Here is a 23,885-nt window from a genome sequence, read left to right on the forward strand (position 1 = left end):
ATGTTTAATAGAGATAAATGGAATGAAATAATTGAAGCCTTAACAGCTAATTGGTTTAGAACCTTACTAACTGCATTTGGAGTTTGTTGGGGGATATTCATATTAGTGATACTACTGGCGGCAGGAAAAGGTTTAGAAAATGGTGTGAAACGAGGCTTTGGGGACATTGCTACAAATACCATGTTCATGTGGACACAGATTGCAACCAAACCTTACAAAGGGTTGCCTAAAGGAAGAAGATTTAATTTTAAAATTGGAGATGTAGCTTCCATTAGAGAAAAAGTACCTGGATTACTATATATTTCTCCTCGTAATCAGCTGGGAGGCTTTGGAGGGACTAATAATGTTGTAAGAGGTTTAAATACTGGAGCTTTTAATGTTTATGGTGATTATCCTGAGATCATTAATCAAGATCCAATCACCATAACTTCCGGAAGATTTGTCAATTACGGAGATATCGATAATAATAGAAAAGTAGCTGTAATTGGCGAGGGAGTTAAAAAAGAGTTGTTTAAAATTGGGGAAGACCCTATTGGGGAGTATATAAAAATTAAAGGGGTTAGTTTTATGGTGATCGGCACCTATATGAAGAAATCTAATAACGGAGATCGAGAGCAAGGCCAGAATGAAATTTTTGTTCCTTTTACTTCTTTTTCTCAAGCTTTTAATAGGGCAGATAACGTTGGATGGATGGCTATTACAGCACAGGATGATCACTCAATTACCAAGTTGAAGAAGAATATAATCGATGTGATGAAAACTAATCATACAATACATCCCGAAGATAATAGGGCTATTGGCAATTTTGATTTGTATGAAGAGTTTAGCAAAATTAATGGACTTTTTATTGCCCTTAGAGGCGTAGCATATTTTGTGGGAGTTCTGGTATTATTATCAGGTATTATTGGTATTAGTAACATAATGCTAATAGTTGTAAAAGAACGAACTAAAGAAATTGGAATTAGACGTGCTCTTGGTGCTTCCCCTTGGTCTATTAGAGGGCAAATTTTATTAGAATCTATTTTTCTAACTATTATTTCAGGGATGACAGGTATTGCTGTATCCACAGGAGTGATATTTTTAGTAAATAAAATCTTGGATGGTATACCTGCTGATGATGAAACGATGTTTGCAAATCCTAGTGTTGATCTCACTGTAGTTTTTGTGGCTTTACTCATATTAATAACAAGTGGACTTTTAGCTGGTTTAATACCAGCACAAGTTGCTATCAAAACAAAACCAATAGATGCTTTAAGAGCAGAATAAAGAATAAATCAATCAAAGTTTTACTGTTGCAATAGTAAACAAATCAATAAACACGGAAAATGAAAAAAACAATAACAGTTATTATCTTACTTCTTATAGTAGTTGTATTCGGAGGCGCATTATATTATTTGTATCAGAAAAATCAGGAAGATCCTATATCATATAAAACAGAACAAAGTACTGTAGAAACTATTATTAAAAAAACAGTAGCAACAGGAAGTATTGTGCCGAAAGAAGAGGTTCTCATAAAACCAAACATTTCTGGAATTATTGAAGATATTTATATAGAGGCTGGAGACCAGATAAAGTCTGGTGATCTAATCGCTAAAATTAGAGTGATACCCAATGTGTCTTCATTACAAAGTGCTAAAAATGCAGTGCAAACGGCAAAGATAGATTTAGATAATCAAGAAAAAGTTTTTAAAAGACAAAAAGAGTTGTTTGATAAAGGAGTTATTTCTGCAAATGAATTTGATGGAGCGGATGTCACCTACAAACAATCAAAACAGAACTATGAAGCAGCACAGCAAAATTACCAAATTGTTAAAACAGGAACTACACGAGGATTAGGAAGTGCTGCGAATACGTTAATCCGCTCTACAGTTTCTGGGATGGTTTTAGAAGTTCCAGTGAAAGAAGGAAATCAAGTTATTGAGTCAAATAATTTTAATGATGGTACTACCATTGCTGCAGTAGCAGATGTTGGACAAATGATTTTTGAAGGTAACGTAGACGAAAGTGAAGTGGGAAAAATTAAGGAAAATTTACCTTTAGAAATAACGGTAGGAGCCATAGAAAATAAAAAATTTGATGCCGTTTTGGATTATATTGCACCGAAGGGAAAAGAAGAAAATGGAGCAATTCAGTTCGAAATTAAAGGTACATTAAATAAAAAGGATACCACATTTATTAGAGCCGGACTAAGCGCAAATGCTTCTATTATTTTGGCAAAGGTTGATAGTGTAATGGCGTTAAAAGAATCTCTTATTCAGTATGATTCTAAGACACAGAAACCTTTTGTAGAGGTAGCTACCGGCGATCAACAGTTTGAAAACAGAGATGTTGAGTTAGGTGTAAGTGATGGAATTCATGTAGAAATTAAAAGTGGAATTACAAAAGAAGATAAAATCAAAGTTTGGAATCAAATTAAGAAACCAGAGTTTGGAAATTAATTTTTTTGAAAAAAGTGTAACAACAATAATCAATAGTATACAAATAGGTATCAGAAACGTAAAAAAGTATTTTAAGATGTTTTTGTGTGACCTTTTAAATAAAGAGAAACCGATGAAAGTTAAAATTTCAATTATTTGCTGTGTCCTTTTCGGGATGCTTACTGTACAAGCACAAGATAAAAAATGGACATTAAGAGAGTGCGTTGAATATGCTTTGGAAAACAATATCACTATCAAACAATCAGCACTTAATGTAGAAAATGCAGCAATAGATAAAATAGATGCACTCGGTAATTTTTTACCTTCATTAAATGCATCAGCTTCTAACTTTTGGAGATCTGGTTTGAGTCCTGATCCAATTTCTGGAACTAATAGAACTCAGACTTTTAGAAGTTCTAATTATAATGCTAACTTAGGTATTAATTTGTTTGATGGATTACGTAATGTAAAACAGTTTCAAAGAGCAAAATTAAATAAATTACTAAGTCAATATAATCTGGGTAAATCAAAAGATGATATCGCACTTTTTGTTGCAAATAGCTATTTACAGGTGTTATTAAATAAAGAGTCTTTAAAAGTAATTGAGAAACAACATGCGATTACTTTAGAACAACTTAAAAGAACTAAAGATTTGGTAGATGCAGGTGTTTTACCGCAAGGTGACCTTTTGGAAATAGAAGCTACCTCTGCAGATGAGTTAACACGAATTGTTCAAGCTGAAAACGCAGTATTAATTGCTCGTGTAGGACTAGCACAAACTCTATTAATAAAGGATTATGAAAAGTTTGATATCGCAGAACAGGACTATTTGGTTCCTTCATCCTCAATTTTAAATAAATCTGTGGATGAAGTGAGATCTAGTGCTCGAGAAGCTAGATATGAAGTACAAATTGCAGAACAAAATAAGTTGATTGCAGAGAAGGATTTACAGATCGCTAGAGGAGCATATTATCCCTCATTAAGTGGTTCTTTGGGAGTTGGTTCAACAGAATCAGGAGCGGATCGAGTTGTTTTTAACGATGTGGGAGTGCCATCTACGTTAGCTCCAGCGCCGTTTTTTGATCAAATTTCTGATAACTATGGTCTTTCTTATGGATTGTCCTTGTCGATACCAATTTTTAATGGTTTTGCAACCAGGAATAATGTGAAAAGAAGTAAGATTAATGTAAAGCGTACACAGTTTCAACTAGAACAAGCAGAATTGGACCTAGATAGTAACGTATATCAGGCCTATTTAGATGCTAAAGGAGCTGCAGAAGCGTATGAAGCTTCTTTAGTAGCTGTAAAAGCGCAGGAAAGAGCGTATGAATATGCAAAAGATAGATACGATGTTGGTAGGACAAACGCATTTGATTTTAGCCAGTCTAAATTTAGATTGGAGAATGCGCAAAGTAATGAGGTCCAAGCAAAATTTGATTACATATTCAAAATTAAGGTACTAGAACTTTATTTCGGAATCAAAGTAGCAGATATAAAATTATAATTTCAGGTGTCCTATAAATTTGGGACATTTAACCAAAGATTGTAATTTCATTTTATAGAATTAATTTAAACTAAGTCATGAGTAGAAAAACTTTACTAATCATTTTAATTTTTGTTATTGTTTTAGTTATTGGACTTGTCTTGGGCAAAAAAGCAGGATGGTTTGGTAAAGATGGAAACTTAAAAGAAGTAGAAATTTCAGAAATCCAAAAACTGGATATTATTGAAACGGTTTCTGCCACAGGAAAAATTCAGCCAGAGGTAGAAGTAAAGCTCTCTTCTGAGGTTTCTGGAGAGATTATTGACTTACCAATAAAAGAAGGGCAGCAAGTAGAAAAAGGTGATCTATTAGTAAGAATTAATCCAGATATTATTCAGTCGGGATTAAATCGATCTCAGGCTGCATTGGAAAATGTTAGAGCTGGATTGCAACAAGCGGAGGCAAGTTTGAAAGAAGCAAAATTAAGTTACGAGCGTAATAAAGAGTTGTTTGATAAAGGGGTAATTTCAAAGGCTGAGTGGGATACTTCTGTGTCTGCTTATGAAGTAGCACAAGCAGCAAAACAGTCTGCTTTTTATAACGTAAAAAGTGCGCAGGCAACCGTGAATGAAGCAAAGGATAATTTAAGTAGAACTACGATCTACGCTCCTATGAGCGGTACGATCTCTAAGTTATCCGTGGAACTTGGGGAAAGAGTAGTAGGTACGCAACAAATGGCAGGAACAGAAATTGTAAGAGTTGCCAATTTGAGTAATATGGAAGTAGAGGTTGATGTAAACGAAAATGATATTGTAAAAGTCTCTCTTGGCGATTCTACCATTGTAGAGGTGGATGCTTACCTAAAAAAACAGTTTAAAGGATTAGTAACAGAAATAGCAAATTCGGCAGAAAGTACTTTAAGTGCTGATCAGGTAACTAATTTTAAGGTAAAGGTTCGTATACTCGAAGAGTCTTATAAAGATCTAACGGAAGGTAAACCTGATAGTTATTCGCCATTCAGACCGGGAATGACAGCTACAGTAGATGTTATAACTAATAAAAGAGAAAGTGTTATCGGTGTTCCAATTAGTGCAATAGTGATAAAAAGTGATACCTCTAGTACGGCTAAAAGAAAGTATACCAAAGAAAAAATAAAAGAATCCGATGAAAAATTCGAATGTGTTTTTATTAATGATGGAGGCAAAGCTAAGCTAAGAGTTATTAAAACAGGAATTCAAGATGATAGTAATATCGAAATTACCGAAGGTTTAAATGTTGGAGAAGATGTAATTGTGGGACCTTATAATGTAGTTACAAAAACATTAAAAACTGGAGATAAAGTAACTTCCAAAAAGGAAAGTAAAGCAAAAGAAGAATAAGATTATTAAGGGTATCTTTGCATAAAATTTTTAAGATGGCCTATATTCTTTGTTTAGAGACTTCAACAACAAATTGTTCTGTATCGCTATGTAAAGATGGTAAAGTAATTGGTTTCAAAGAAGATTATGATACTCAATATTCTCACGCAGAACGTTTACATCAATTTATAAAGATTGTATTAGAGGATGCTTCAATAGAATTTAAAGAGCTCAATGCAATAGCCGTAAGTAAAGGACCTGGTTCATATACTGGTTTAAGAATTGGAGTTTCCTCAGCAAAAGGTCTTTGTTATGGCCTAGGAATACCTTTAATATCCATTAGTACTTTACATTCTTTAGCAAGGCAAATACAAAGTGATAAGGGATATATCGTTCCAATGATAGACGCTCGTAGAATGGAGGTGTATTCGGCTGTGTTTTCAAGCAAATATATACTGGAACGATCAATTAAAGCTGAGATTTTAGATGCGGGTTCTTATGAGTCTTACTTACAAGATGATGAAGTATTTTTTATAGGAAATGGTGTTGCAAAGTTTGCTGAGATTTGTAAACATAAAAATGCCCGTTTTTTTTCTGAAAAATTGCCTTCATCTAATGAAATAGCATCCTTAAGTTATCAAAAATTTCTAGCTGAGGATTTTGAAGATGTAAGTTATTTCGAGCCTTATTATCTAAAAGATTTTGTGGCGGGTTAACTAGGTGTGATATCCAAAAAAGAGATTAATTTTTTATAAAGTAATTGTGCTATAAAACAAAAGAGACCCTCTATTACATAGTAGGGTCTCCTTTATTTTGAGTTATGATACCTTAATCTCTTCTACCTCTATTGCTAAGTAAGCTTCTGGATCTACTGCCATCGGTACTTTTTAAGGCATTATATCGTGATACTAATCGTATAAGATCTTCTTCTTTTCTAACCTTAATACGATTCTTTTTCATGTATTTTTTTAGTTCTTCTTCTTTATCGCTTAAAGCGGCTAAAATTTCTTTCTTATTCATTGGAAGTTCCATTATAACTCCACGCTCCTCTAAGAAATAATTTGTTTTGATACGTACTTTTCCGGGTGTTGCAGTACCACTTACCGATCCTTTAGGATCAGGTTTAGTAATCTTAACGGAATATTTTTTATAAATTCTGTATTTTTCATTTAGCTCGACTAACACATAATAACCTGATTTTTTAAATCCTCGTTGGGTTTTGAAATTACAATAATAATAGTAATCTCCATCGATTCGCGCATGCGAGGTTGGGCTTTTTAAAAGTTCGAATAAATCATTACCCTTTTTAAATTCTAATGCATCAGTGTAAGCATTATATCTAAGTTTGGTATCAAAGGTGCCTGATTTTTCATCAATAACACTGGCTTCTTTATAGCGTAAAGTTTTATGGATAGAACCATCATAATCATCAAAAGTAGTAACTCTTGTCGTTGGTTTCAATAAAGATTGCGGAAGTTGCGCAAACAAAAGTGGCGATATTAATAAAAATAGTAATTGTAGTATTTTTCTCACGACGTATTGATTTAGGTGAATTAAATTTAATAAAATGAAGGTTTAAATACAAGAATTACAGTTTTAATACTTTATTTTTATGAAATATTTAAAACTTTTAAAGGATTAACGATTTATTAATGGGGAATGACATATTTTACTGAAAATTTAACATCTATTTTTTACGGTAATACAGTAAAATAAGTTTCGAAAACGTTTGATTTTGTAGGAAAAAACTTCAATTTTTTAATTAATTATTTGATTATCTGAAAGTAAAACCTTTGATTCCACTAAAAATGTTTAAGCCGGGAATATTTTTACTTTTTGTTTGTTTTCCTTGGATGAAGTTTTAATACTTTTAAGTTTACACTAGCAATGAAAAAGAGTTTATAGCTATTGACATAAAAAAACACCTAAAGATAAAATTCTTTAGATGTTTTTGTGTTTTTTGTCAAAGTGTTCTACAATACAATAATAGGTGAATTAATTTCTTCTTGTGAGTAAGCTCCGGGATCTATTTCCATCTGTATTTTTAAGTGCATTATATCTAGAAACAAGACGAATAAGATCTTCTTCTTTTCTCACTTTAATACGTTCTTTTTTAATATATTTTTTTAATTCTTCTTCTTTATCGCTAAGTGTTGCAAGTAGTTCTTTTTTATTCATAGGAAGCTCCATAATCACGCCGCGTTCTTCGAGAAAATATGTAGTTTGCATTTTTAATTTCCCAGGAACACTATTGCCACTTGCCGCACCATTTTTACTTGGCTCCTTTATTTTTAAATCAAACTTTTTATAGATTCTATATTTTTCATTTAACTCTACTAAAACATAATATCCAGACTTTTTATGACCACGTTGTGTTTTAAAATTACAATAGTAAAAGTAGTCACCATCAATCCTAGCGTGTGATGTAGGTTTTTTTATTAATTCATAAAGTTCCGATCCTTTTTTAAATTCTAACGCATCAGAATATATATTATAACGAAGTTTTGCATCAAAGGTTCCTGATTTTTCATCGATAACACTGGCGTCCTTGTATTTGAGGGTTTTGTAAATGGAGCCATCGTATTCGTCAAACATAGTTGTTCGCTTAGAAGGCTGTATTAAAGATTGCGGGAGCTGAGCAAATAAAAAGGGTGAAATTAGTAATAGTAAGAATAGTAATAATTTTTTCACGATTGTTCGATTTAGGTGAAATAAAATTAATAAAATGTAAAATTTAATACAAAAAATAGGGTTTTAATATCATATTTTTACGAATACTTCAATATTTGTTGTTTTTTCTCAATTTTTTAATTAGAAAAAATCAATTTTATTGAATAATTGCTATTGATTTTTACGGTAAAACCATAAAATTTAAAAAAATTTCAAGTGTTTTATCTAAAAATCAGTTTGTTAAGTGGTGTTGCTAATAATAAAGAAACATCTCAATAAATATTGAGATGTTTCTTTATTATTATGATAGGTTCTTCTAACTAATCTCAAAAGAAATTTTAAGAATCACTCTATATTCTTTGATCTCACCATCATCAATGATCAATTTCTGATCAGAAATCCATGCAGATTTAATGTTTTTTAGTGTTTTAGCTGCTTCTTTTACTCCATTTTTGGCCGCATCTTCCCATCCTTTTTCCGAAGCTGCTATTACTTCTATAACTTTTACTATTGCCATTTTAATAACTTTTTGGTTAATATTTTATTATATTCTCTAAGATACGAGATAGTTACGTTTTATTTGAATATTAACAGCTATTATTTTTATGGTTTTTCGATATGATTAAGGAATATCCGATGAACTACCCGTTTATCGCCTCTACATAGGCAACTTTATCTTTGAGCATTTCTTTCAACATGTTTTCAATTCCATTTTTAAGAGTGAATGTAGAAGAGGGGCATCCGCTACAAGCTCCTTGTAAAATAACCTTTACTCCTTTACTTTCAGGGTCATAGGAATCGAACATAATGTTTCCGCCATCACTTGCCACAGCAGGTTTGATATATTCTTCTATAATATTTACAATATCTTTTGACGTATCATCTAATTTTTCAAAGTCAAGATCCGCTTGTTTTTCCACTTGGCTTGTGGAAACAGTAGCATTAGCCGATAAAACCTCTTTTCCTTGCTCTAAGTATTCTCTAAGAAATTCTCTTAATTCCAATGTAATATCCTGCCAATCTGCAATATCATATTTATGAATGGAAATGTAATTTTCATCTATATATATTTCCTTTACAAAAGGAAAGTTAAATAATTTTTCAGCGATAGGTGCCTCTTTGGTATCATCAATACTTTTAAATTCATGTCCTGTAGCTACCAACTTCTTATTGGCAACAAATTTTAGTACAGAAGGATTTGGTGTACTTTCTGCATAAATAGTAATAGCGGTCTTTTTGGGTTCTGCAGTTTCATTGATTACTGGTTGACCGCTATTTAGATAATTTTCTATTTGTTGTGCGACTTCGTCTTGTACGTCACTCCAATCTACAATTTCGAATTTATCTATTGCAACAAAATTTTGCGCAATAAATACCCTCTTTACAAAAGGAAGGTAGAATAGTTGTTGCGCTAAAGGAGAATTTTTCGCATGATCGATATTCTCAAATTCATAACTTGTATGCTTCGTCAAAAAAAAGTTCGCTTCAAACTTTAATATGCTAGGATTAGAAGTAGCTTCTATTTTTATCTCAAATTTCTTTTCCATAATCTAATTTTATGCAAATTTACTAAAAACTAAATCCAACTTACCTTTTGTAGTTTAACATTAAGATTGTTTTAATACGTAAGATAAAACCTATGTTTTTATAAAAATTTATATATTTGGAGCTGGCAAGAAGTAATATTTTAGTTTGGGAAAGAAATATGAAAGCCCCTACAATATAAGCTTAATTAAATAGTTTATATTGAAATAATTAACCTAGTTTTTCCTTTTTTTAACATAAAGCCTCTAATGAATTTGAAGAAATATTATTTGTTGCTTGCTATTTTGACCTCACAATTTATTTTTTCTCAGGAAGGAATTCCAGTTTATGCTGATTATTTGTCTGATAACTTGTATTTAGTTCACCCGTCTATGGCTGGAGCTTCTAACGCAAATAAAATCAGATTAACAGCAAGAAAACAGTGGTTTGATATTGCTAATGCACCTAATACACAATCCGCCAATATTAATTTTAGGACTGGAGATAAAGTAGGTTTGGGAGCAATAGTTTATAGAGATGAGAATGGTCGTTTTTCACAAACAGGATTGTTTGCAACTTTTGCATACCATTTGTTGTTTTCTAGAGATCGAACTGATCTTAATATGCTTTCTTTTGGTATGAGTGGAGCATTTATTCAGTCGAATGTTGATTTAGCTGGACTGGAAGATCCGAACGCTCCTGTAGATATTGTAATTTTTGATGATAGAGTTCAAAAAGATGCATATTTTAATATCGATATTGGTATGTCGTATCATTATCTAGACTGGTATGCACATTTTACCGTAAAAAATGTATTACCTACGGCTAGAGATATTTTTGATAATACAGCAGATCCTAGTATTACTATAGCAGATTCAAATAATCAAAGAAGATATATTTTCTCTGTGGGATATGTATTCGGATTGGGTAATGGTCCCTGGAGCTTAGAGCCTTCTATTTTATATCAATCTACTGATCAGACAAAGGAAAGTACGATTGATGTAAACGCAAAGGTTTACAGACGTTTTGGAGAGTTAGCTACGCTTTGGGGAGGTTTGTCTTACAGAAGAAGTTTTGATGGTGCCGAATTTTCTCAAACCGGGATAGAAATCGAAAGTCAAAAACTACAATATATCACTCCTTTTTTAGGCATTAACTATAAGAAATGGATGGTTGGATATACGTATAGTTATCAGTCCAACTCTGTAGTATTGACAAATGGTGGATTTCATCAGTTAACCTTAGGTTACGACTTTGGAGAACGAAAAGAACGTTGGAATTGTCATTGTCCGGCAGTTAACAATTAAAACAATTTATCATATAATTAATGGCAAGCTTTTTCGAGCTTGCCATTTTTAGTTACTTAACGTTTGTACCTGTAAATTGAATCCGTTTATCTTTTATGGGTACTAGAGATGCTAGCTCATATACATTTTTATATCCGTAACCATATAAGTTTATAAAAGTTGGAATGTTTAATGCCAATGGAAGACTCTTTGTCGGAAAGTTGATAGCATCTCCATCAATATTATTATTGCAATAGATCAGAATTCTGGTTTCTTTGTTAGGAATTAGTTTAGCTAGTTTTTTTTCAGTGAAATCAGAAAAATTAAGATGCACAGCATTTTTTAAATGTTTTTGGTCATATGCTAATTTTGATCTAGTATCTAACAAAATGGTATTAGGATCTTCTGCAAATTGTAAAAATGTTTCTAGAGGAATAAGTCTAGGTTGTCTATAATATAAGACTTCTTCGGTAATCTCTGAGAAGGTATTATAATCTACTTTCGATTTTGGTAGTTCTTTGTTTTGTTGACCAACCATTACAAGAGGTGCCATTATTAAGATTAAATATGTTTTCATTTTATGATATATAATTTAAATCATGGATTAGAATACTATTTTTCCCAACTAAAAGATTTTCTCTGTCCTTGGGTCTTTATAGCTTTGATTAACGCTGCTTCTAAATTTGCACCATCTTTTTTACTATTTTTTTTGATATATGCTAAACGCTTTTTATTTAGGTTTTGAATCTCATCCTGAATTTCCTTTCTTTCTTTACTCTTTTGAACTATGTATTGCTTTAACTCTTTACTAGATTTCTCTTTTAACTCTATAGGTAATTCTTCTTTTACTACTTCCTCTATTTCAAAACTTTCATCTTCTGCCGCATCCACAAGATCCCAACTTTTGTTCTTGTAAAAACCAGAACTTTTACTAATTGCTCTACTTACAGCATTGGCATCACTGTAGGATCTTGCATTGCGATCTTGTTCAGCTTGTAAACTAATTTTTTTAGAACCTTCATTACCATAATATATGTAGGTGTTATTTAGTCTTCTATTTAGTTGTAATATGATGTCATCATAAGGCGTGGCTATATGGATCGTTTCTTTATTATGATCAATTGCACTATATTCTCCATTAGTTAAATTTGCTCCGTCTTTCCATTTGGTGTTGATACCTTGTGTATAATTACCACAGAAAATAGTATTTATAGTTATGTCTTTCTCTTTAGCGTCGATAGCAGCGTCTTTATAATCTAAAGGACCTTGTGTAAAAGGTTCGTTACCTGCTATAAAAATTAGTTTTAAATGATCATTATCTTTTTTCCAATCCAACTGATTAATAGAGGTATTGATTACTTTACCACAGTATTCGTTTCCACCGTTGGTTGTAAGTGCAAATAGTTCTTTTGAAATTTCGTCTAAGTCATCTGAAAATGGAAGAACTTGTCTAATGTATCCTTCTTGGGATGGTAAGCGATCATTACCATATTCATATAAAGCGATTTGTAGTTTTATTTCATAATGACCACACTTGGCATAAGATAATTCATTTACTATTTCCCATAACTGAGCTTTTGCCTGATCGATAAGTCCATCCATACTATTACTTGTATCTAGTAATAAAGCTACCTGAATATTTTTAGTATCTGGATCTGTTTTGGAAGTGTAAATTTCTAGCGTTTTTTCCGTTTTAATGGCTAGTTCTGCATTTCTGTCATTTTTTGCTTGACATGAAATAGGAATGGTAAGTAAACATCCTGCAAGCATCCATGTATATAATGTTTTCATAGGTTTAACTATTTTAAATTCTATCTAAAATTATGATGAACTTTTTTTGATAAAAATTTAGAATGAGGAACGAGTACATATGAATGAGTAAACATGACTCATGATTTAGTGAAGTAGTATTTAGCATAATAAAAAAGACGTAAAACTTGATGTAATCAAATATTTCGATTTTATAATCCCATATAAATGGATTAAGTTTACCTAGACTTATGAAGTATATGATGAGTAAATATTGTTTTGTTCTATTATTAATGTGGTTGTTGCCTATTACTTTTTTTGGGCAGCATAATGCAAGAACTTTAGAAAATAATAAGACTGATAAGCGTGATCAATTCATGGAGATCAGAGGGACAGTAAAAGACGATAACACGCTTGTTCCTTTAAATAATGTAGAAATTAGAGTAGTAGGAGGTCAAACATATCGTACAGATAATCAAGGTGATTTTAAGATAAAAGCTAGAATAGGTGATCAAATAATTATTAGTCATGATAGTTTCAACACCGTATATCATACCATTACAAGTAGTGAGCGAATCGATGTTAAGATACAGGATGATCCAGATGGATTTGTTTCAAAGAAAGGGATTAGAAGAAAAAAGCTTTCTGCCGCATATGGTTCTAATCTTGAAGCAGCAAGAAGCACAATGACAAAAGATGCAGCTACAAGTATTGATTACATTACCAAAGCACTGGAAACAATTGAGGATGACGACACGTTTGGAGATGAAAAAAAAGCGGAACTTTTTGAAACGCTAGGAGATATCTATGCATATTGGAAACAACCAGATTTGGCAGAAAGCAATTACAAAACCAGTATAAGTAATAAATATAATACAGATGTAAAAATTAAGCTTGGAAATGCACAATTGCAGAATAGAGATTATCAATCTTCATTCGTAACTTTTGACCAACTTAAAAAAGTTAGGTTAAATTCTATTCAAAGAATAAAGGTATATGAAGGTTTAGGGGATAGTTATAAAGGACAGAATGACTATGAAAACGCTAGTAAGAATTATAACATAGCATTATCATTTGCTCAAAAAAACAATTCGCAGGACATCGTAATCGAGTTAAATTCTAAAATGGCAGAAGTATTTCAGAGTCAGGGAAATATTAATGATGCCGAGGAATATTTGGATAATTCAGTTCAGTTAGCAAGTAGAAGGAGCAAAAAATCTTCAGCCAGGCAACGTGCTAAAGCGGCTGATTTCTACAATAAGAATAATAGTTTTGCCAAAGAGATACAATTAAGAAAAGAAGCGCTGGAGGATATTCAGGATATGGAGGAAACGGAGTCAAAAAGTCCAGCTCCTATAATCGTATCTGATAGTATAAGTGCATTGAATAATATAGATGTAGAGGATAGAGCTATAACCTCTCAAGTACAAAATTATAAAATTGCTAATGCCTTTGCAGCGCAATCAGAGTATGATGAAGCAATTCCATATCTAGAAGAAAGTATTAAAAAAGCAGCCTCAGAGAATGACTTAGTTGTGCAAAAAGATGCTACTCGAAAATTAGGAGAGGTATATAGAGAAAAAGGAGAATTAGAAAAAGCTTCCGAAGCTTTTGAAGAATATGAAGTAATTATTGATAAATTATATATTCAAAAAGAACAAGAAATTTCTCAGGTTAACAGATTTAATAGAGAATTAGCACAAAGAGCTAATCGGATAGCTTCGCTAGAAAAAGATCGGGAACTGAACGAGAGTAAATATAAATTGGCATTTGCTTCTCAGGAATTGGCAGGTCAACAAAAAATTATTATTTATTCTTTAATTGGGTTGTCTGTCTTATTACTTTTAGTTGCTTATCTAATGTTTCGAAATATAAAGCAACAAAAGTTTGCCAATAATTTACTAGCATTAAAATCTCTGCGTTCTCAAATGAATCCTCATTTTATTTTTAATGCTTTAAACTCTGTGAATACTTTTATAGCTACAAGCGATGAAAGGGCAGCGAATCGGTATCTTACAGATTTTTCATTGCTCATGAGAGCAGTTTTGGAAAATAGTGAAGAAGATTTTATTCCTTTAGAAAAGGAAATAGAGCTTTTGGAGCTTTATGTTCAGTTAGAACATTTTAGGTTTCAAGATAAATTTGAGTATAAAATAACAGTAGATCCCGAAATTGATATCAAACAATATATGATTCCACCCATGTTGCTTCAGCCTTATGTGGAGAATGCGGTTTGGCATGGACTGCGTTATAAATCGGATAAAGGTTTTCTTGCAATTAATTTTCAAAAAACAACAGATGGTACTATTGAAATAGTAATTGCGGATAATGGTATTGGAAGAGAAAAATCAAAATCTTTAAAAACATTAAATCAGAAAAAACAGAAGTCTCAGGGAATGAGTAATATCAAGAAAAGAATACAAATACTTAACACTATGTATAAGGATAAAGTAGATGTTTTTATTTCGGATTTGACTAATGATGAAGAAGGAACCGGAACTCGGGTAAAGCTGATTCTAAAAAGAGATCAATAAATACTTAAGTGTATAAAATATAACTTAATAAATCAAAAACTGTGAAATTAACTGCGATTGTAGTAGATGATGAGGCAAATAGCCGAGCGATTCTAAAAAATTATTTACAAAAGTATTGTCCAACGGTTCAGGTGTTGGGAGAAGCTGCGAGTGTTCAGGAAACTTTAAAGATTTTGGAGACAGAGAACCCAGATCTACTATTTTTGGACGTAGAAATGCCTTATGGTAATGCTTTTGATTTGTTAGAACAAGTGCCTGATAGAACTTTTGAAACTGTTTTTGTTACTGCGTATGATCACTATGCTGTTGATGCATTAAATGCACAAGCAACATATTATCTTCTAAAGCCAATTGCTATAGACAATCTTATTAAAGCGGTAGATCATGTAAGCCATATTAAAGAACGCGAAAAAGAACTTCAGGACAAAGTGCTTACTCCAAAAATTTCGGCAACGGTAGACGGGAAAATTACAATACCCCAACAGGATGGCTTTGAAGTGCTGAAAATTTCAGAGATTTTATACTGTCAGGCCGATGATAATTATACTAAAATCTTTCTGAATAGTGGTCAGAAATTAGTGAGTAAAACTTTAAAGTATTTTGAAGACTCCTTAAAAGATCAAGGTTTTGTGAGAATACATAAAAGTTATTTGGTAAACATAAATATGATAGTAAGGTATAAAAAAGGAAAAGGCGGCAGTGTACAACTATCTTCTGGTAAAGAATTAATGGTTTCTTCATCCAAAAAAGGTGCCTTGTTAGACTATTTTAAATGATATGATTACCAAGTTAAGTTATTGTTTGAATCCTGATTAGAACTGCTGTAAGAAACTGCTTTTTGTCGTTTGTAAGTAGGAGAATCAAGGAATAAAGTTTTTACCTGTTCATTCCAATCTTTAATAATTATAAAATAACTGCTATTAACGGCAGCCATAATTTGTTCGCAATCATGACAAATATGTTTTTTGTAGTCTAAAAAATAATGAGCGAATTCATGAAAGGCTACTACTTTTAGAATTTCATCATCCAATAATGTAATCCAATTAATAATGATGTTTTCTACTTTATTATTTTTATCTCGGGTGAGCATACCCAAAGTAGAACCTTTTTGAGAAATTGTCAGCGTATCTACAATATCGATGTTTTTTAGTTTAAATAGTTTGTCATGATATTCGATATTGTATTGCTTACAATATTCAAAGAATGTATCAAGATGAGGCTTCAATCTTCCATCAATTTTAACATTATTCTGAGCTAAACCAGAGGTCATATAGAATAATCCAAAAAGCAAAATTAGGCTTTTGTTTATTATCATAATTTTCGGGGTACAAAGGGTTATTAGTTTACTTAATTTTAATTATTTAAAAATCAGGTTGTTACCAAATTAAAAGAAAAATTGGTTGTAGTGAGGATAAAAGAATGTTAAAAATCATCAAAGCATATCTCGTATTAACAAACTTTAATAGTAAAGAGTCTTTTTCTTACAAAATTAAAATTCTAAATAGGAAGCTGTTGTAGAAATTTTGTAGTTAGAAAGGATATCTTCTAGGACCGATAGGTTGCCATTGGTGTATAAACAGTGTTCTGCTTTTTCAGAGTTTTTAGAAAGTAAACTGTTTTTTAACAAAATGGATTTTGTCTGTCTAGCAACGGCTTCTCCAGAATCTATAATGACAATATTATTTGGAAGTATTTTTCTTAATATAGGGATAAGATAGGGATAGTGTGTGCAGCCTAAAACCAGATAATCAATATCTTTTTCTATCATAGGTTGGAGATAGGAGGTGAGGAGCGTATGCATCTCTGGGGTATGAATTTTACCTTTTTCTATAAGTTCGACCAATCCGGTTCCTATGACTTCAATAACTTCTATATTATTAGCATAAAGGTCCGAGGTTTTTGCAAACAGCTTACTGGTTAAGGTTCCTTTTGTGGCAAGGACTCCAACTCTTTTGGTTTTCGTTTGTAGAGCTGCGGGTTTTATAGCAGGTTCGATCCCAATAAAAGGAATGTCAAATTGTTGTCTCAGTTCCTTTATTGCATTAGTTGTAGCCGTATTGCATGCTACAACAATAATTTTACATTGCAGGTCTAGTAGCTTTTTGGTGTTTTTTATACTTAAAGATAGAATTTCGTTCTTACTGAGTTTTCCGTAGGGAGCATGTTTGCTATCAGCTAAATAAATCGTATTCTCATTAGGAAGCATAGTGACAATTTCTTTCCAAATAGAAGTTCCTCCAATGCCAGAATCAAAAATACCTATAGCTTTGTTACTCATTAAAACTAAAATAGAATGGTTCAAAAATAAAAAAACAGTGAGAAACTCTAGTCCCTCACTGCTTTTTTTATTTTAAAAGGTAATTTTTTTAGATACCTAAATCTTTTTTAACATCAGCCATTAAATCTTTACCTTCAGCTAAGATTACACCTAATCCTGTGGTAGAGTCTAATACGTACTGGAATCCTTGCGCTTTTGCTACTTTCTGGATAGACACACGAGCACTCTCGTAAATAGGCTTTAACAATTCAACTTCTTTTTTCTGAAGGTCTTGTAAAGCATTTTGTCTGTAATCACCTATGCTTTTTTCGGTAGCCTGTACTTCTTGTGCTCTTTTAGCATTTTCCTCTTCGGTTTTAGAAGGTGCTTCTGCTTGATATTTTTTCATGGTATTTTGTAACTCTAATACCATATTTCTAATTTCAGCTTCATAGGTCTTGTTTAGTTTCTCAATTTCGCTCTTTGCAGCTTTAAAAGCAGGCATTGCTTCTACTAGCTCTTGAGACGCGATATGAGCAACTTTGGATTGCGCATTTACGAAACTTGACGCTCCTAAAACTAATGCACAAGCTACTAATAGGGTTCTAAACTTTTTCATTCTAATAATATTAAGTGTGTTATAAATTTAAAAATTAATTTCTCTAGTTGTTATCGTTTTCTTCAGCCTCTCCTTCTTTGTTATCCTCAGACTGAGTATCATTTTTTAATTGTTCTTTTAAAGCTTTTATAGAATCTTTTTTTCTTTTTTGAGCTGCTAAAAGCTTCGCTCTTCTCTCTTCAAATTCTTTCTTTTTGGCTGCTCTAATAGAGTCTCTTTGTGCTTTTCTTTCTGCCAATAATTGTTCTCTTTCCGATTGTTTTTTGGATGTAGCTTTTTCTCTATCAGTTACTTCTTTTTCTTGTTCAGCGTTTCTTTTCTCAGCTCTTTCTAACGCTTTCTTTTCTTTTTTACTATTTACTTGTTTTCTTTTAGAAGCTCTGTTAATTCTTAATAATATTTGATCACTAATGTCGTGTCTGTCTGCCGAAAACAACATTACTAAATCTGCAGACTTATCAAATATAAAATCATACTTTTTGTTCTTAGCAACTTCCTGAACTGCAACAAAAACTTGATCTTGTACTGGCTGGACTAATCGTTTCTTTTGAATAAAAAGGTCGCCATTAGGCCCAAATCTTTTTTGCTGATACTCAAGTATCTCTTTTTCTTTAAAGAATATATCTTCTTCTCTTTCTTCAATCAATTCTTTAGTTAGCAGAACACGTTCGTTGTTGAGGTCTTTTCTCATCTCTTCAACTTCTTTTAATTCAGCCTCAATTTCTACTTTCCATTTTTGTACTTTTTTTTCTAAATCAGCAGAAGCTTCATTGTATTCAGGTACATTTTCTAGAATATAATCCATGTCGATATATCCAATTCTAATACCTTTCTGAGCTTCAGCTGTATTGGAAAAAGTTGACCAAAGAATAGCTGCTAATACTAAAAGAACTTTTGTTTTCATGATCCTGTGTTGTTTATAGAAATAATCGTGCCAAAATTAAAATTGTTGTCCAATGATAAAGTGAGTTTCCCATCCATTATTTCCTGTCGTACCTGGAATTGGGTCAAATCCATACCCAAAATCAATACCCAGCAATCCAAAGGCTGGCATAAAGATACGTAAACCTGCTCCAGCAGAACGATTTAATTGAAAAGGATTGAATCCTCTGAAGCTGTCATAAGAAGCTCCTCCTTCTAAAAACGTCAACATATATATAGATGCCGAAGGTTTTAGAGTAATTGGATAACGAAGTTCTAACGAATATTTATTATAAATTGTTGCCCCATCCTCAACAAAATCCGGATCATTTGCTCTACTTAAAGGAATTATAGACTGATTGGGGTATCCTCGAAGAGCTACAACTTCTCTTCCATCTAAAGCAGTTGCTCCTAATCCATCTCCTCCTACAAAAAATCTTTCAAACGGAATATTTCCTCTGTTGTTGTTATAAGCACCAAGAAAACCATACTCGGCTCTGGTACGCAATACCAAAGGTTGTTTACCTATTTTTGTTAAAGTAGTATACCAAGTAGCATCAAATTTTATTTTGTAATATTCTAACCAATCGAAACGTTCTTGGTCAATTTCTCCAATTTCTGCATATGCTTCGGGATTTGTTGCGCCTCGATTAGTGATGATATTTGGATTTTCTGCTATTATTTCATCTCGTCGTTCAGCTAAAGCGCGATAATCGGTTCCATCCCATAACGAATAAGGCAATGATAATTTTGCAACAAGATTAAATTCTGAACCAGATGTAGGGAAAATAGGGTTTACTGCAGTATTATTTCTATTAATTCCTATGGTGTATGCCAGATTATTAGATGCTCCATCACCAAAGGTAAACAGTCTTGTTGTATAGTTTTTTAAATTGTAATGCTGTATACTAATTGCCTGGGATAAGGTAAAATAATTATCTGGCCAATTTAGCCTTTTAGCAATTCCAATAGAACCACCCGTTATTAAAAACTTACTATCTCTGTCCACATCACGAGTTTGACTGTTGAACAAAAACTGAATGGTATGCGAAAAAGATGTAGAAAGCTGGAAAGGTCTTTTTCCTCCAAGCCATGGTTCTATGAAAGAAAGACTGTACGTCTGGAAGAATTGACTCGCCTGAGCACGAATTCTTAATGTTTGACCATCCCCCATCGGAAGAGGGCTATACGCTTCTTTGTTAAAAATATTTCTAATAGAAAAGTTACTAAATGCTAAACCAAGGGTTCCAACAAAACCACCTCCACCAAAACCACCTTGGAGTTCTATTTGGCTAGCTCCCTTCTCTACAACAGGATAGTTAATATCTATAGTTCCCGCTTGTGGGTCAGCATTTTTAAACTGTGGTTCTAATTGTTCTGGATCGAAAAAACCTAATTGTCCAATTTCTCTAACTGTTCTTACAACAAGATCCTTACTATAAATTTGCCCAGGTTGAGTTCTTAATATTCTATAAACTACATGATCATTTGTTTTATCATTACCGGTTACCGTAATGTGATCAAATCGCACTAATTTTCCTTCTCGAATTCTTATTTCAAAATCTATGGTGTCATTTTTAACATTAGTTTCTACAGCATCGATGTTAGAAAATAAATATCCATTATTTTGATATAGGTTCGTTAAGTCATTTGCATCAGGTTTTGTGTTATCTGCAATTTGTTTTTCCAAAAGAACACCATTATAAACATCTCCTTTTTTGATTACTAATTGCTGTGCTAATTGACGGTCAGAGTAGACACTATTTCCTAAGAAATTGATGTCACCAAAATAGTACTTATTCCCTTCTTCAATTGAAAGATTAAGAGAAACACTATTGTCATCTTCTACTATCAAAGAATCAGAGGTGATTCTAGCATCTCGATACCCTTTTTCTTTATATTTACTAATGATACTTTCCTTATCGTCTTGATAATCACTTTTGATATATTTAGAGCGTTTCCAGAATCTCCAGAATTTTTTCTGCTTTGTATTCTTCATAGCAGCTCTTACCTTACTATCAGTGAATTGGTCATTACCATTAATTCTAATTTTATCCACTTTTACACGATCTCCTTTATCGATACGCACTAGCATATTTACCTTATTGGTAGGAACTGTATCTTTTACAGGAGTAGTATTAATGATTACTTTGGTGTTCAGAAAACCATCTTTACGGTATTTGTTGGTAATAAAATTTCGAGTAGTGGTAATAAGGTTTTCTGTAACCTTTGTGCCTGGATTAAGACTGTTGTCTTTTATTAGATCTTCTGCTTTACGTTTGCGTACACCTTCAACTCTAGCTTGATTTAATTCAGGAACTTCTTGGATATTTATTTCCAAAAATGCTTTTTCGCCCTCAACTTTAGTGATGTAAAAATTAATATCACTAAATAATTCGAGATCCCATAATTTTTTTATGATTTGACTAATTCGATCTCCTGGTAATGCAATCCGTTCACCGTTTTTTAATCCTGTGAAAGTAATAATGGTATTTTCATTATAAGTGGATATTCCAGTTACCTTAATGTCACCAATAATATATTCTTTTCCAGAAGTGCCGGGTAAATTTTGTGCTGAAAGTAATGCTGTGTTTAACAAAAATGCAAGGAATGCAAAATATGTAATAGGTAATTTTTTTGTCATCTCTTTAACTAAGCTGCTCACTAGTTTTTCCAAATCTTCTCTCTCTTTGTTGATAATTTAAAATGGCCTCAATTAAATCCTCTTTTTTAAAGTCCGGCCATAATATTTCAGTAAAATATAATTCAGCATACGCAATCTGCCATAACAAAAAATTACTAATACGTTGTTCACCACTGGTTCGTATTAATAAATCTACATCAGGCAGATTTTTAGTATACAAATGCTCATTAATGACTGCTTCATTTATAAGATGTGGCGAAAGTACATCATTTTTAACTTTATTACTTATTTCTTGGATAGTTTTTATAAGCTCTTCACGACTGCCATAACTTAGAGCGAGCGAAAGTGTCATGTGTGTGTTATCCTTAGTCTTTTCAATAACTTCGAGTAATTCTTTTCTTGCTTTTTGGGGTAATGCTTGTAGATTTCCAATAGCGTTTAATCGAATGTTATTTTTTTGAAGAGTACTTATTTCTTTTTTCAGAGAATTTACTAAAAGCTTCATTAATGTTTCGACTTCTAGCTTAGGTCTGTTCCAATTTTCTGTAGAAAAAGCATAAAGTGTAAGATATTTTATTCCAATTTCCGCAGAAGCCTCTACTGCTTCCCGTACCGCTTTTGTCCCATTTTCGTGACCAACAGCTCTAAAGAGCCCTTTCTTTTTGGCCCATCTTCCATTACCATCCATGATGATGGCTACGTGTTCCGGAATGTTAGAGTTTAGTTGTTCTTTATCAATCATTTTTTTAAAATGCACAATAACATGGAATGCGCCCCCATGTGTAAGATAATGTTATACCAGTAAATACATACCAGTCATTATTGTTTAAATTACCAAATCCTGTTCCAAATGCACTGTCCGGATCACTTCCGTCCAGATTATCGGTAAATGTGTATCTAGCACCAATTTCGGCACCTAATACCCAATGTCTTCCTATGGTTTTCTTTATTCCTACTACCATTGGTATCGCCACGCTCCATCGTTCACTATACGAGCTAATTTGATTACCGTTGTTAGGATCAACTGCTTTAGCACTATAATTAAATCCAGTTAAACCAGTATAAAGGTATGGTGTAAACTGTGGTTGACCATCATATAAATACCATTCCCAGAAATTAAATTCTAACCCTAGCGATAATTCTTTTACTGAGTTGTTAAAGCTGAAACCTCTCTGAACTCTTCGGTCATCTCCGTTTAAATCATTAGATTTAAGATTAGCGTACAAGAACGAAGCCCTAAAAGCATGTCGTTTACTTCTATTCCATTTCCCAATGGCACCTATTGCTAATGCATTAGGAGCAATGTAGTAGGTAGACCCCACATCACCAATATAATTAGAACCACCGAGCATTAGTCCAACCTCATAGGTCTGGGAGTTCATAAATTGTCCAAAAAACAAAATTAATACAAAGGATGCTAAGTATCTCATAGATTTTCAAAAGTTTGCAAATATAACAATTAACTTTACTACACAAGAATTTGAGTGAAATAGTATGAATTAAAAAACACTTTTTAGCAGTTTTTATTGTTTAATTACGTTTATCTTCACCCCAAAGCATCTTTTTTCTCAATGTTTTTAAGAAGCTGTCTCCTTCCAAAACTACCATATTAATTTTGAAAGGTGCTTTTTTTATAACAACAGTAGTTTCATTGGGTAAGGTGTGTACTCTTGAGTCCAATGATACTAAATAAGAGTCTTCTCTTCCGGATACTTGTAATGTTATTTCTTTATTGTCTGGAATTACTAAGGGTCTGGCATTAAGGTTATGTGGAGCAATTGGTGTTAGTACCATGCTTTCTGCATCAGGCATCATTACAGGACCTCCACAACTTAAAGAATATCCGGTAGAACCAGTCGGTGATGAAACAATTAATCCATCAGCCCAATATGAAGTAAGAAACTCATCATTTAAACTTGTATGTACAGTAATCATAGAAGTAGAATTTCTACGACTAACCGCAATCTCGTTCATGGCAAAATTTAATACACCAAATTCTTTTGAAGGAGGAACTGTATCTATCGTCACTATAGTTCTTGGTGAAATGTAATATTTTTGGTCTAAGATCAAATCAATTGTATCCTTGATTTCTTCCTTTTGAATTGTAGCCAGAAAACCTAATCTACCCGTATTGATTCCAGCAATAGGAATTCCTAAATCTCGGACATAAGTTATTGTTCTTAATATTGTACCATCTCCTCCAATACTGAAAAAAAGATCGTAAGAGTCATCTAATTCTTCGAAAGTGCTAAAATGAGAATAACTCTTGTCAATATCTTCATGAAGTTCTATGAGCTCAAGAAAATTCTTTTCAATTACAACTTCGATATTATTCTTGTCCAGTGCTTCTAACAACTGCTGAATGTATGTTCCAGAATTTTCGTGATAGAACTGGCCGTAAATACCTATCTTCATTATGATGT

22 protein-coding genes are annotated in these 23,885 nt (G+C 32.5%); 8 read left to right on the top strand and 14 right to left on the bottom strand.

Going from position 1 to position 23,885, the window contains the following annotated elements; genetic code table 11:
- From ABD077_RS07000 to tsaB, 5 genes are all read left to right on the top strand, one after another.
- Window positions 1–1,266: an ABC transporter permease gene (locus ABD077_RS07000; RefSeq protein ID WP_343911625.1), complete on the top strand. Its 1,266-nt coding sequence runs from the start codon at window positions 1–3 to the stop codon at window positions 1,264–1,266.
- Window positions 1,267–1,325: 59 nt separating this feature from the next.
- Window positions 1,326–2,438, top strand: a complete 1,113-nt coding sequence (locus ABD077_RS07005; RefSeq protein WP_343911626.1) for an efflux RND transporter periplasmic adaptor subunit — start codon at window positions 1,326–1,328, stop codon at window positions 2,436–2,438.
- Window positions 2,439–2,550: 112 nt separating this feature from the next.
- The gene (locus tag ABD077_RS07010) at window positions 2,551–3,921 is read left to right on the top strand and encodes a TolC family protein (RefSeq protein WP_343911627.1); all 1,371 of its coding nucleotides are present in this window, start codon (window positions 2,551–2,553) and stop codon (window positions 3,919–3,921) included.
- A 77-nt stretch (window positions 3,922–3,998) separates the two neighbouring features.
- A complete protein-coding gene (locus ABD077_RS07015; RefSeq protein WP_343911628.1) occupies window positions 3,999–5,279 on the top strand; it encodes an efflux RND transporter periplasmic adaptor subunit in 1,281 nt (426 codons plus the stop codon).
- A gap of 35 nt (window positions 5,280–5,314) precedes the next feature.
- The gene (gene tsaB, locus ABD077_RS07020) at window positions 5,315–5,974 is read left to right on the top strand and encodes a tRNA (adenosine(37)-N6)-threonylcarbamoyltransferase complex dimerization subunit type 1 TsaB (RefSeq protein WP_343911629.1); all 660 of its coding nucleotides are present in this window, start codon (window positions 5,315–5,317) and stop codon (window positions 5,972–5,974) included.
- 112 nt (window positions 5,975–6,086) lie between these two features.
- Here the strand turns inward: tsaB and ABD077_RS07025 are convergent, their stop codons facing one another.
- The 4 genes from ABD077_RS07025 to ABD077_RS07040 all read right to left on the bottom strand — a co-directional run bounded on the left by ABD077_RS07025 (window position 6,087) and on the right by ABD077_RS07040 (window position 9,475).
- Window positions 6,087–6,791, bottom strand: coding sequence for a hypothetical protein (locus ABD077_RS07025; RefSeq protein WP_343911630.1), 705 nt, complete (start codon window positions 6,789–6,791; stop codon window positions 6,087–6,089).
- Between the two features lie 462 nt (window positions 6,792–7,253).
- Window positions 7,254–7,949 carry a hypothetical protein gene (locus ABD077_RS07030; RefSeq protein WP_343911631.1) on the bottom strand — a complete coding sequence of 232 codons (696 nt, stop codon included), beginning with the start codon at window positions 7,947–7,949 and terminating at the stop codon, window positions 7,254–7,256.
- Window positions 7,950–8,244: 295 nt separating this feature from the next.
- A complete protein-coding gene (locus ABD077_RS07035) occupies window positions 8,245–8,445 on the bottom strand; it encodes a dodecin family protein (protein ID WP_299603466.1) in 201 nt (66 codons plus the stop codon).
- A gap of 124 nt (window positions 8,446–8,569) precedes the next feature.
- Entirely contained in the window at window positions 8,570–9,475 is a 906-nt protein-coding gene (locus ABD077_RS07040; protein WP_343911632.1) for a NifU family protein, read from the bottom strand.
- 246 nt (window positions 9,476–9,721) lie between these two features.
- On the opposite strand from ABD077_RS07040, the gene ABD077_RS07045 reads away from it, so the two are divergent.
- Window positions 9,722–10,759 carry a PorP/SprF family type IX secretion system membrane protein gene (locus ABD077_RS07045; protein WP_343911633.1) on the top strand — a complete coding sequence of 346 codons (1,038 nt, stop codon included), beginning with the start codon at window positions 9,722–9,724 and terminating at the stop codon, window positions 10,757–10,759.
- A 52-nt stretch (window positions 10,760–10,811) separates the two neighbouring features.
- Here ABD077_RS07045 and ABD077_RS07050 read toward each other — a convergent pair whose 3' ends face one another.
- Both ABD077_RS07050 and ABD077_RS07055 read right to left on the bottom strand, forming a co-directional pair.
- Complete coding sequence (locus tag ABD077_RS07050) at window positions 10,812–11,315, bottom strand: rhodanese-like domain-containing protein (RefSeq protein WP_343911634.1); 504 nt, start codon at window positions 11,313–11,315, stop codon at window positions 10,812–10,814.
- Between the two features lie 35 nt (window positions 11,316–11,350).
- Complete coding sequence (locus ABD077_RS07055) at window positions 11,351–12,529, bottom strand: vWA domain-containing protein (protein ID WP_343911635.1); 1,179 nt, start codon at window positions 12,527–12,529, stop codon at window positions 11,351–11,353.
- Window positions 12,530–12,750: 221 nt separating this feature from the next.
- Between ABD077_RS07055 and ABD077_RS07060 the strand changes: the two genes are divergently transcribed.
- Together ABD077_RS07060 and ABD077_RS07065 are read left to right on the top strand one after the other, a co-directional pair.
- Window positions 12,751–15,021 carry a histidine kinase gene (locus ABD077_RS07060; protein WP_343911636.1) on the top strand — a complete coding sequence of 757 codons (2,271 nt, stop codon included), beginning with the start codon at window positions 12,751–12,753 and terminating at the stop codon, window positions 15,019–15,021.
- A 41-nt stretch (window positions 15,022–15,062) separates the two neighbouring features.
- A complete protein-coding gene (locus ABD077_RS07065) occupies window positions 15,063–15,797 on the top strand; it encodes a LytR/AlgR family response regulator transcription factor (RefSeq protein ID WP_343911637.1) in 735 nt (244 codons plus the stop codon).
- Between the two features lie 5 nt (window positions 15,798–15,802).
- Here ABD077_RS07065 and ABD077_RS07070 read toward each other — a convergent pair whose 3' ends face one another.
- The 8 genes from ABD077_RS07070 to ABD077_RS07105 all read right to left on the bottom strand — a co-directional run bounded on the left by ABD077_RS07070 (window position 15,803) and on the right by ABD077_RS07105 (window position 23,877).
- Window positions 15,803–16,336, bottom strand: coding sequence for a hypothetical protein (locus ABD077_RS07070; protein WP_343911638.1), 534 nt, complete (start codon window positions 16,334–16,336; stop codon window positions 15,803–15,805).
- Between the two features lie 174 nt (window positions 16,337–16,510).
- Window positions 16,511–17,299: a glutamate racemase gene (gene murI, locus ABD077_RS07075; protein ID WP_343911639.1), complete on the bottom strand. Its 789-nt coding sequence runs from the start codon at window positions 17,297–17,299 to the stop codon at window positions 16,511–16,513.
- Between the two features lie 88 nt (window positions 17,300–17,387).
- The gene (locus ABD077_RS07080) at window positions 17,388–17,897 is read right to left on the bottom strand and encodes an OmpH/Skp family outer membrane protein (protein ID WP_343911640.1); all 510 of its coding nucleotides are present in this window, start codon (window positions 17,895–17,897) and stop codon (window positions 17,388–17,390) included.
- Between the two features lie 43 nt (window positions 17,898–17,940).
- Window positions 17,941–18,801: an OmpH/Skp family outer membrane protein gene (locus tag ABD077_RS07085; RefSeq protein WP_343911641.1), complete on the bottom strand. Its 861-nt coding sequence runs from the start codon at window positions 18,799–18,801 to the stop codon at window positions 17,941–17,943.
- Window positions 18,802–18,837: 36 nt separating this feature from the next.
- Window positions 18,838–21,462, bottom strand: coding sequence for a BamA/OMP85 family outer membrane protein (locus tag ABD077_RS07090; protein ID WP_343911642.1), 2,625 nt, complete (start codon window positions 21,460–21,462; stop codon window positions 18,838–18,840).
- A gap of 4 nt (window positions 21,463–21,466) precedes the next feature.
- Window positions 21,467–22,204, bottom strand: coding sequence for an undecaprenyl pyrophosphate synthase (gene uppS, locus ABD077_RS07095; RefSeq protein ID WP_343911643.1), 738 nt, complete (start codon window positions 22,202–22,204; stop codon window positions 21,467–21,469).
- A 4-nt stretch (window positions 22,205–22,208) separates the two neighbouring features.
- Entirely contained in the window at window positions 22,209–22,892 is a 684-nt protein-coding gene (porG, locus tag ABD077_RS07100; RefSeq protein ID WP_343911644.1) for a type IX secretion system protein PorG, read from the bottom strand.
- A gap of 100 nt (window positions 22,893–22,992) precedes the next feature.
- Window positions 22,993–23,877, bottom strand: coding sequence for an NAD kinase (locus tag ABD077_RS07105; protein WP_299603427.1), 885 nt, complete (start codon window positions 23,875–23,877; stop codon window positions 22,993–22,995).
- Between the last annotated feature and the right edge of the window lie 8 nt (window positions 23,878–23,885).

The organism is Aquimarina litoralis, from assembly GCF_039523995.1.
Taxonomy (GTDB): Bacteria; Bacteroidota; Bacteroidia; order Flavobacteriales; family Flavobacteriaceae; genus Aquimarina; species Aquimarina litoralis.

What these genes read in the sequence shown, in the direction of transcription:
- ABD077_RS07055 (WP_343911635.1), bottom strand. Translation starts at nt 12,529, where the DNA reads ATGAAAACATTATATACATGGATGCTTGCAGGATGTTTACTTACCATT.
- ABD077_RS07105 (WP_299603427.1), bottom strand. Translation starts at nt 23,877, where the DNA reads ATGAAGATAGGTATTTACGGCCAGTTCTATCACGAAAATTCTGGAACA.
- ABD077_RS07015 (WP_343911628.1), top strand. Translation starts at nt 3,999, where the DNA reads ATGAGTAGAAAAACTTTACTAATCATTTTAATTTTTGTTATTGTTTTA.
- ABD077_RS07085 (WP_343911641.1), bottom strand. Translation starts at nt 18,801, where the DNA reads ATGAAAACAAAAGTTCTTTTAGTATTAGCAGCTATTCTTTGGTCAACT.
- ABD077_RS07060 (WP_343911636.1), top strand. Translation starts at nt 12,751, where the DNA reads ATGAGTAAATATTGTTTTGTTCTATTATTAATGTGGTTGTTGCCTATT.
- ABD077_RS07080 (WP_343911640.1), bottom strand. Translation starts at nt 17,897, where the DNA reads ATGAAAAAGTTTAGAACCCTATTAGTAGCTTGTGCATTAGTTTTAGGA.
- ABD077_RS07035 (WP_299603466.1), bottom strand. Translation starts at nt 8,445, where the DNA reads ATGGCAATAGTAAAAGTTATAGAAGTAATAGCAGCTTCGGAAAAAGGA.
- ABD077_RS07010 (WP_343911627.1), top strand. Translation starts at nt 2,551, where the DNA reads ATGAAAGTTAAAATTTCAATTATTTGCTGTGTCCTTTTCGGGATGCTT.
- ABD077_RS07090 (WP_343911642.1), bottom strand. Translation starts at nt 21,462, where the DNA reads ATGACAAAAAAATTACCTATTACATATTTTGCATTCCTTGCATTTTTG.
- ABD077_RS07050 (WP_343911634.1), bottom strand. Translation starts at nt 11,315, where the DNA reads ATGAAAACATATTTAATCTTAATAATGGCACCTCTTGTAATGGTTGGT.
- murI (WP_343911639.1), bottom strand. Translation starts at nt 17,299, where the DNA reads ATGAGTAACAAAGCTATAGGTATTTTTGATTCTGGCATTGGAGGAACT.
- ABD077_RS07000 (WP_343911625.1), top strand. Translation starts at nt 1, where the DNA reads ATGTTTAATAGAGATAAATGGAATGAAATAATTGAAGCCTTAACAGCT.
- uppS (WP_343911643.1), bottom strand. Translation starts at nt 22,204, where the DNA reads ATGATTGATAAAGAACAACTAAACTCTAACATTCCGGAACACGTAGCC.
- porG (WP_343911644.1), bottom strand. Translation starts at nt 22,892, where the DNA reads ATGAGATACTTAGCATCCTTTGTATTAATTTTGTTTTTTGGACAATTT.
- tsaB (WP_343911629.1), top strand. Translation starts at nt 5,315, where the DNA reads ATGGCCTATATTCTTTGTTTAGAGACTTCAACAACAAATTGTTCTGTA.
- ABD077_RS07070 (WP_343911638.1), bottom strand. Translation starts at nt 16,336, where the DNA reads ATGATAATAAACAAAAGCCTAATTTTGCTTTTTGGATTATTCTATATG.
- ABD077_RS07040 (WP_343911632.1), bottom strand. Translation starts at nt 9,475, where the DNA reads ATGGAAAAGAAATTTGAGATAAAAATAGAAGCTACTTCTAATCCTAGC.
- ABD077_RS07005 (WP_343911626.1), top strand. Translation starts at nt 1,326, where the DNA reads ATGAAAAAAACAATAACAGTTATTATCTTACTTCTTATAGTAGTTGTA.
- ABD077_RS07045 (WP_343911633.1), top strand. Translation starts at nt 9,722, where the DNA reads ATGAATTTGAAGAAATATTATTTGTTGCTTGCTATTTTGACCTCACAA.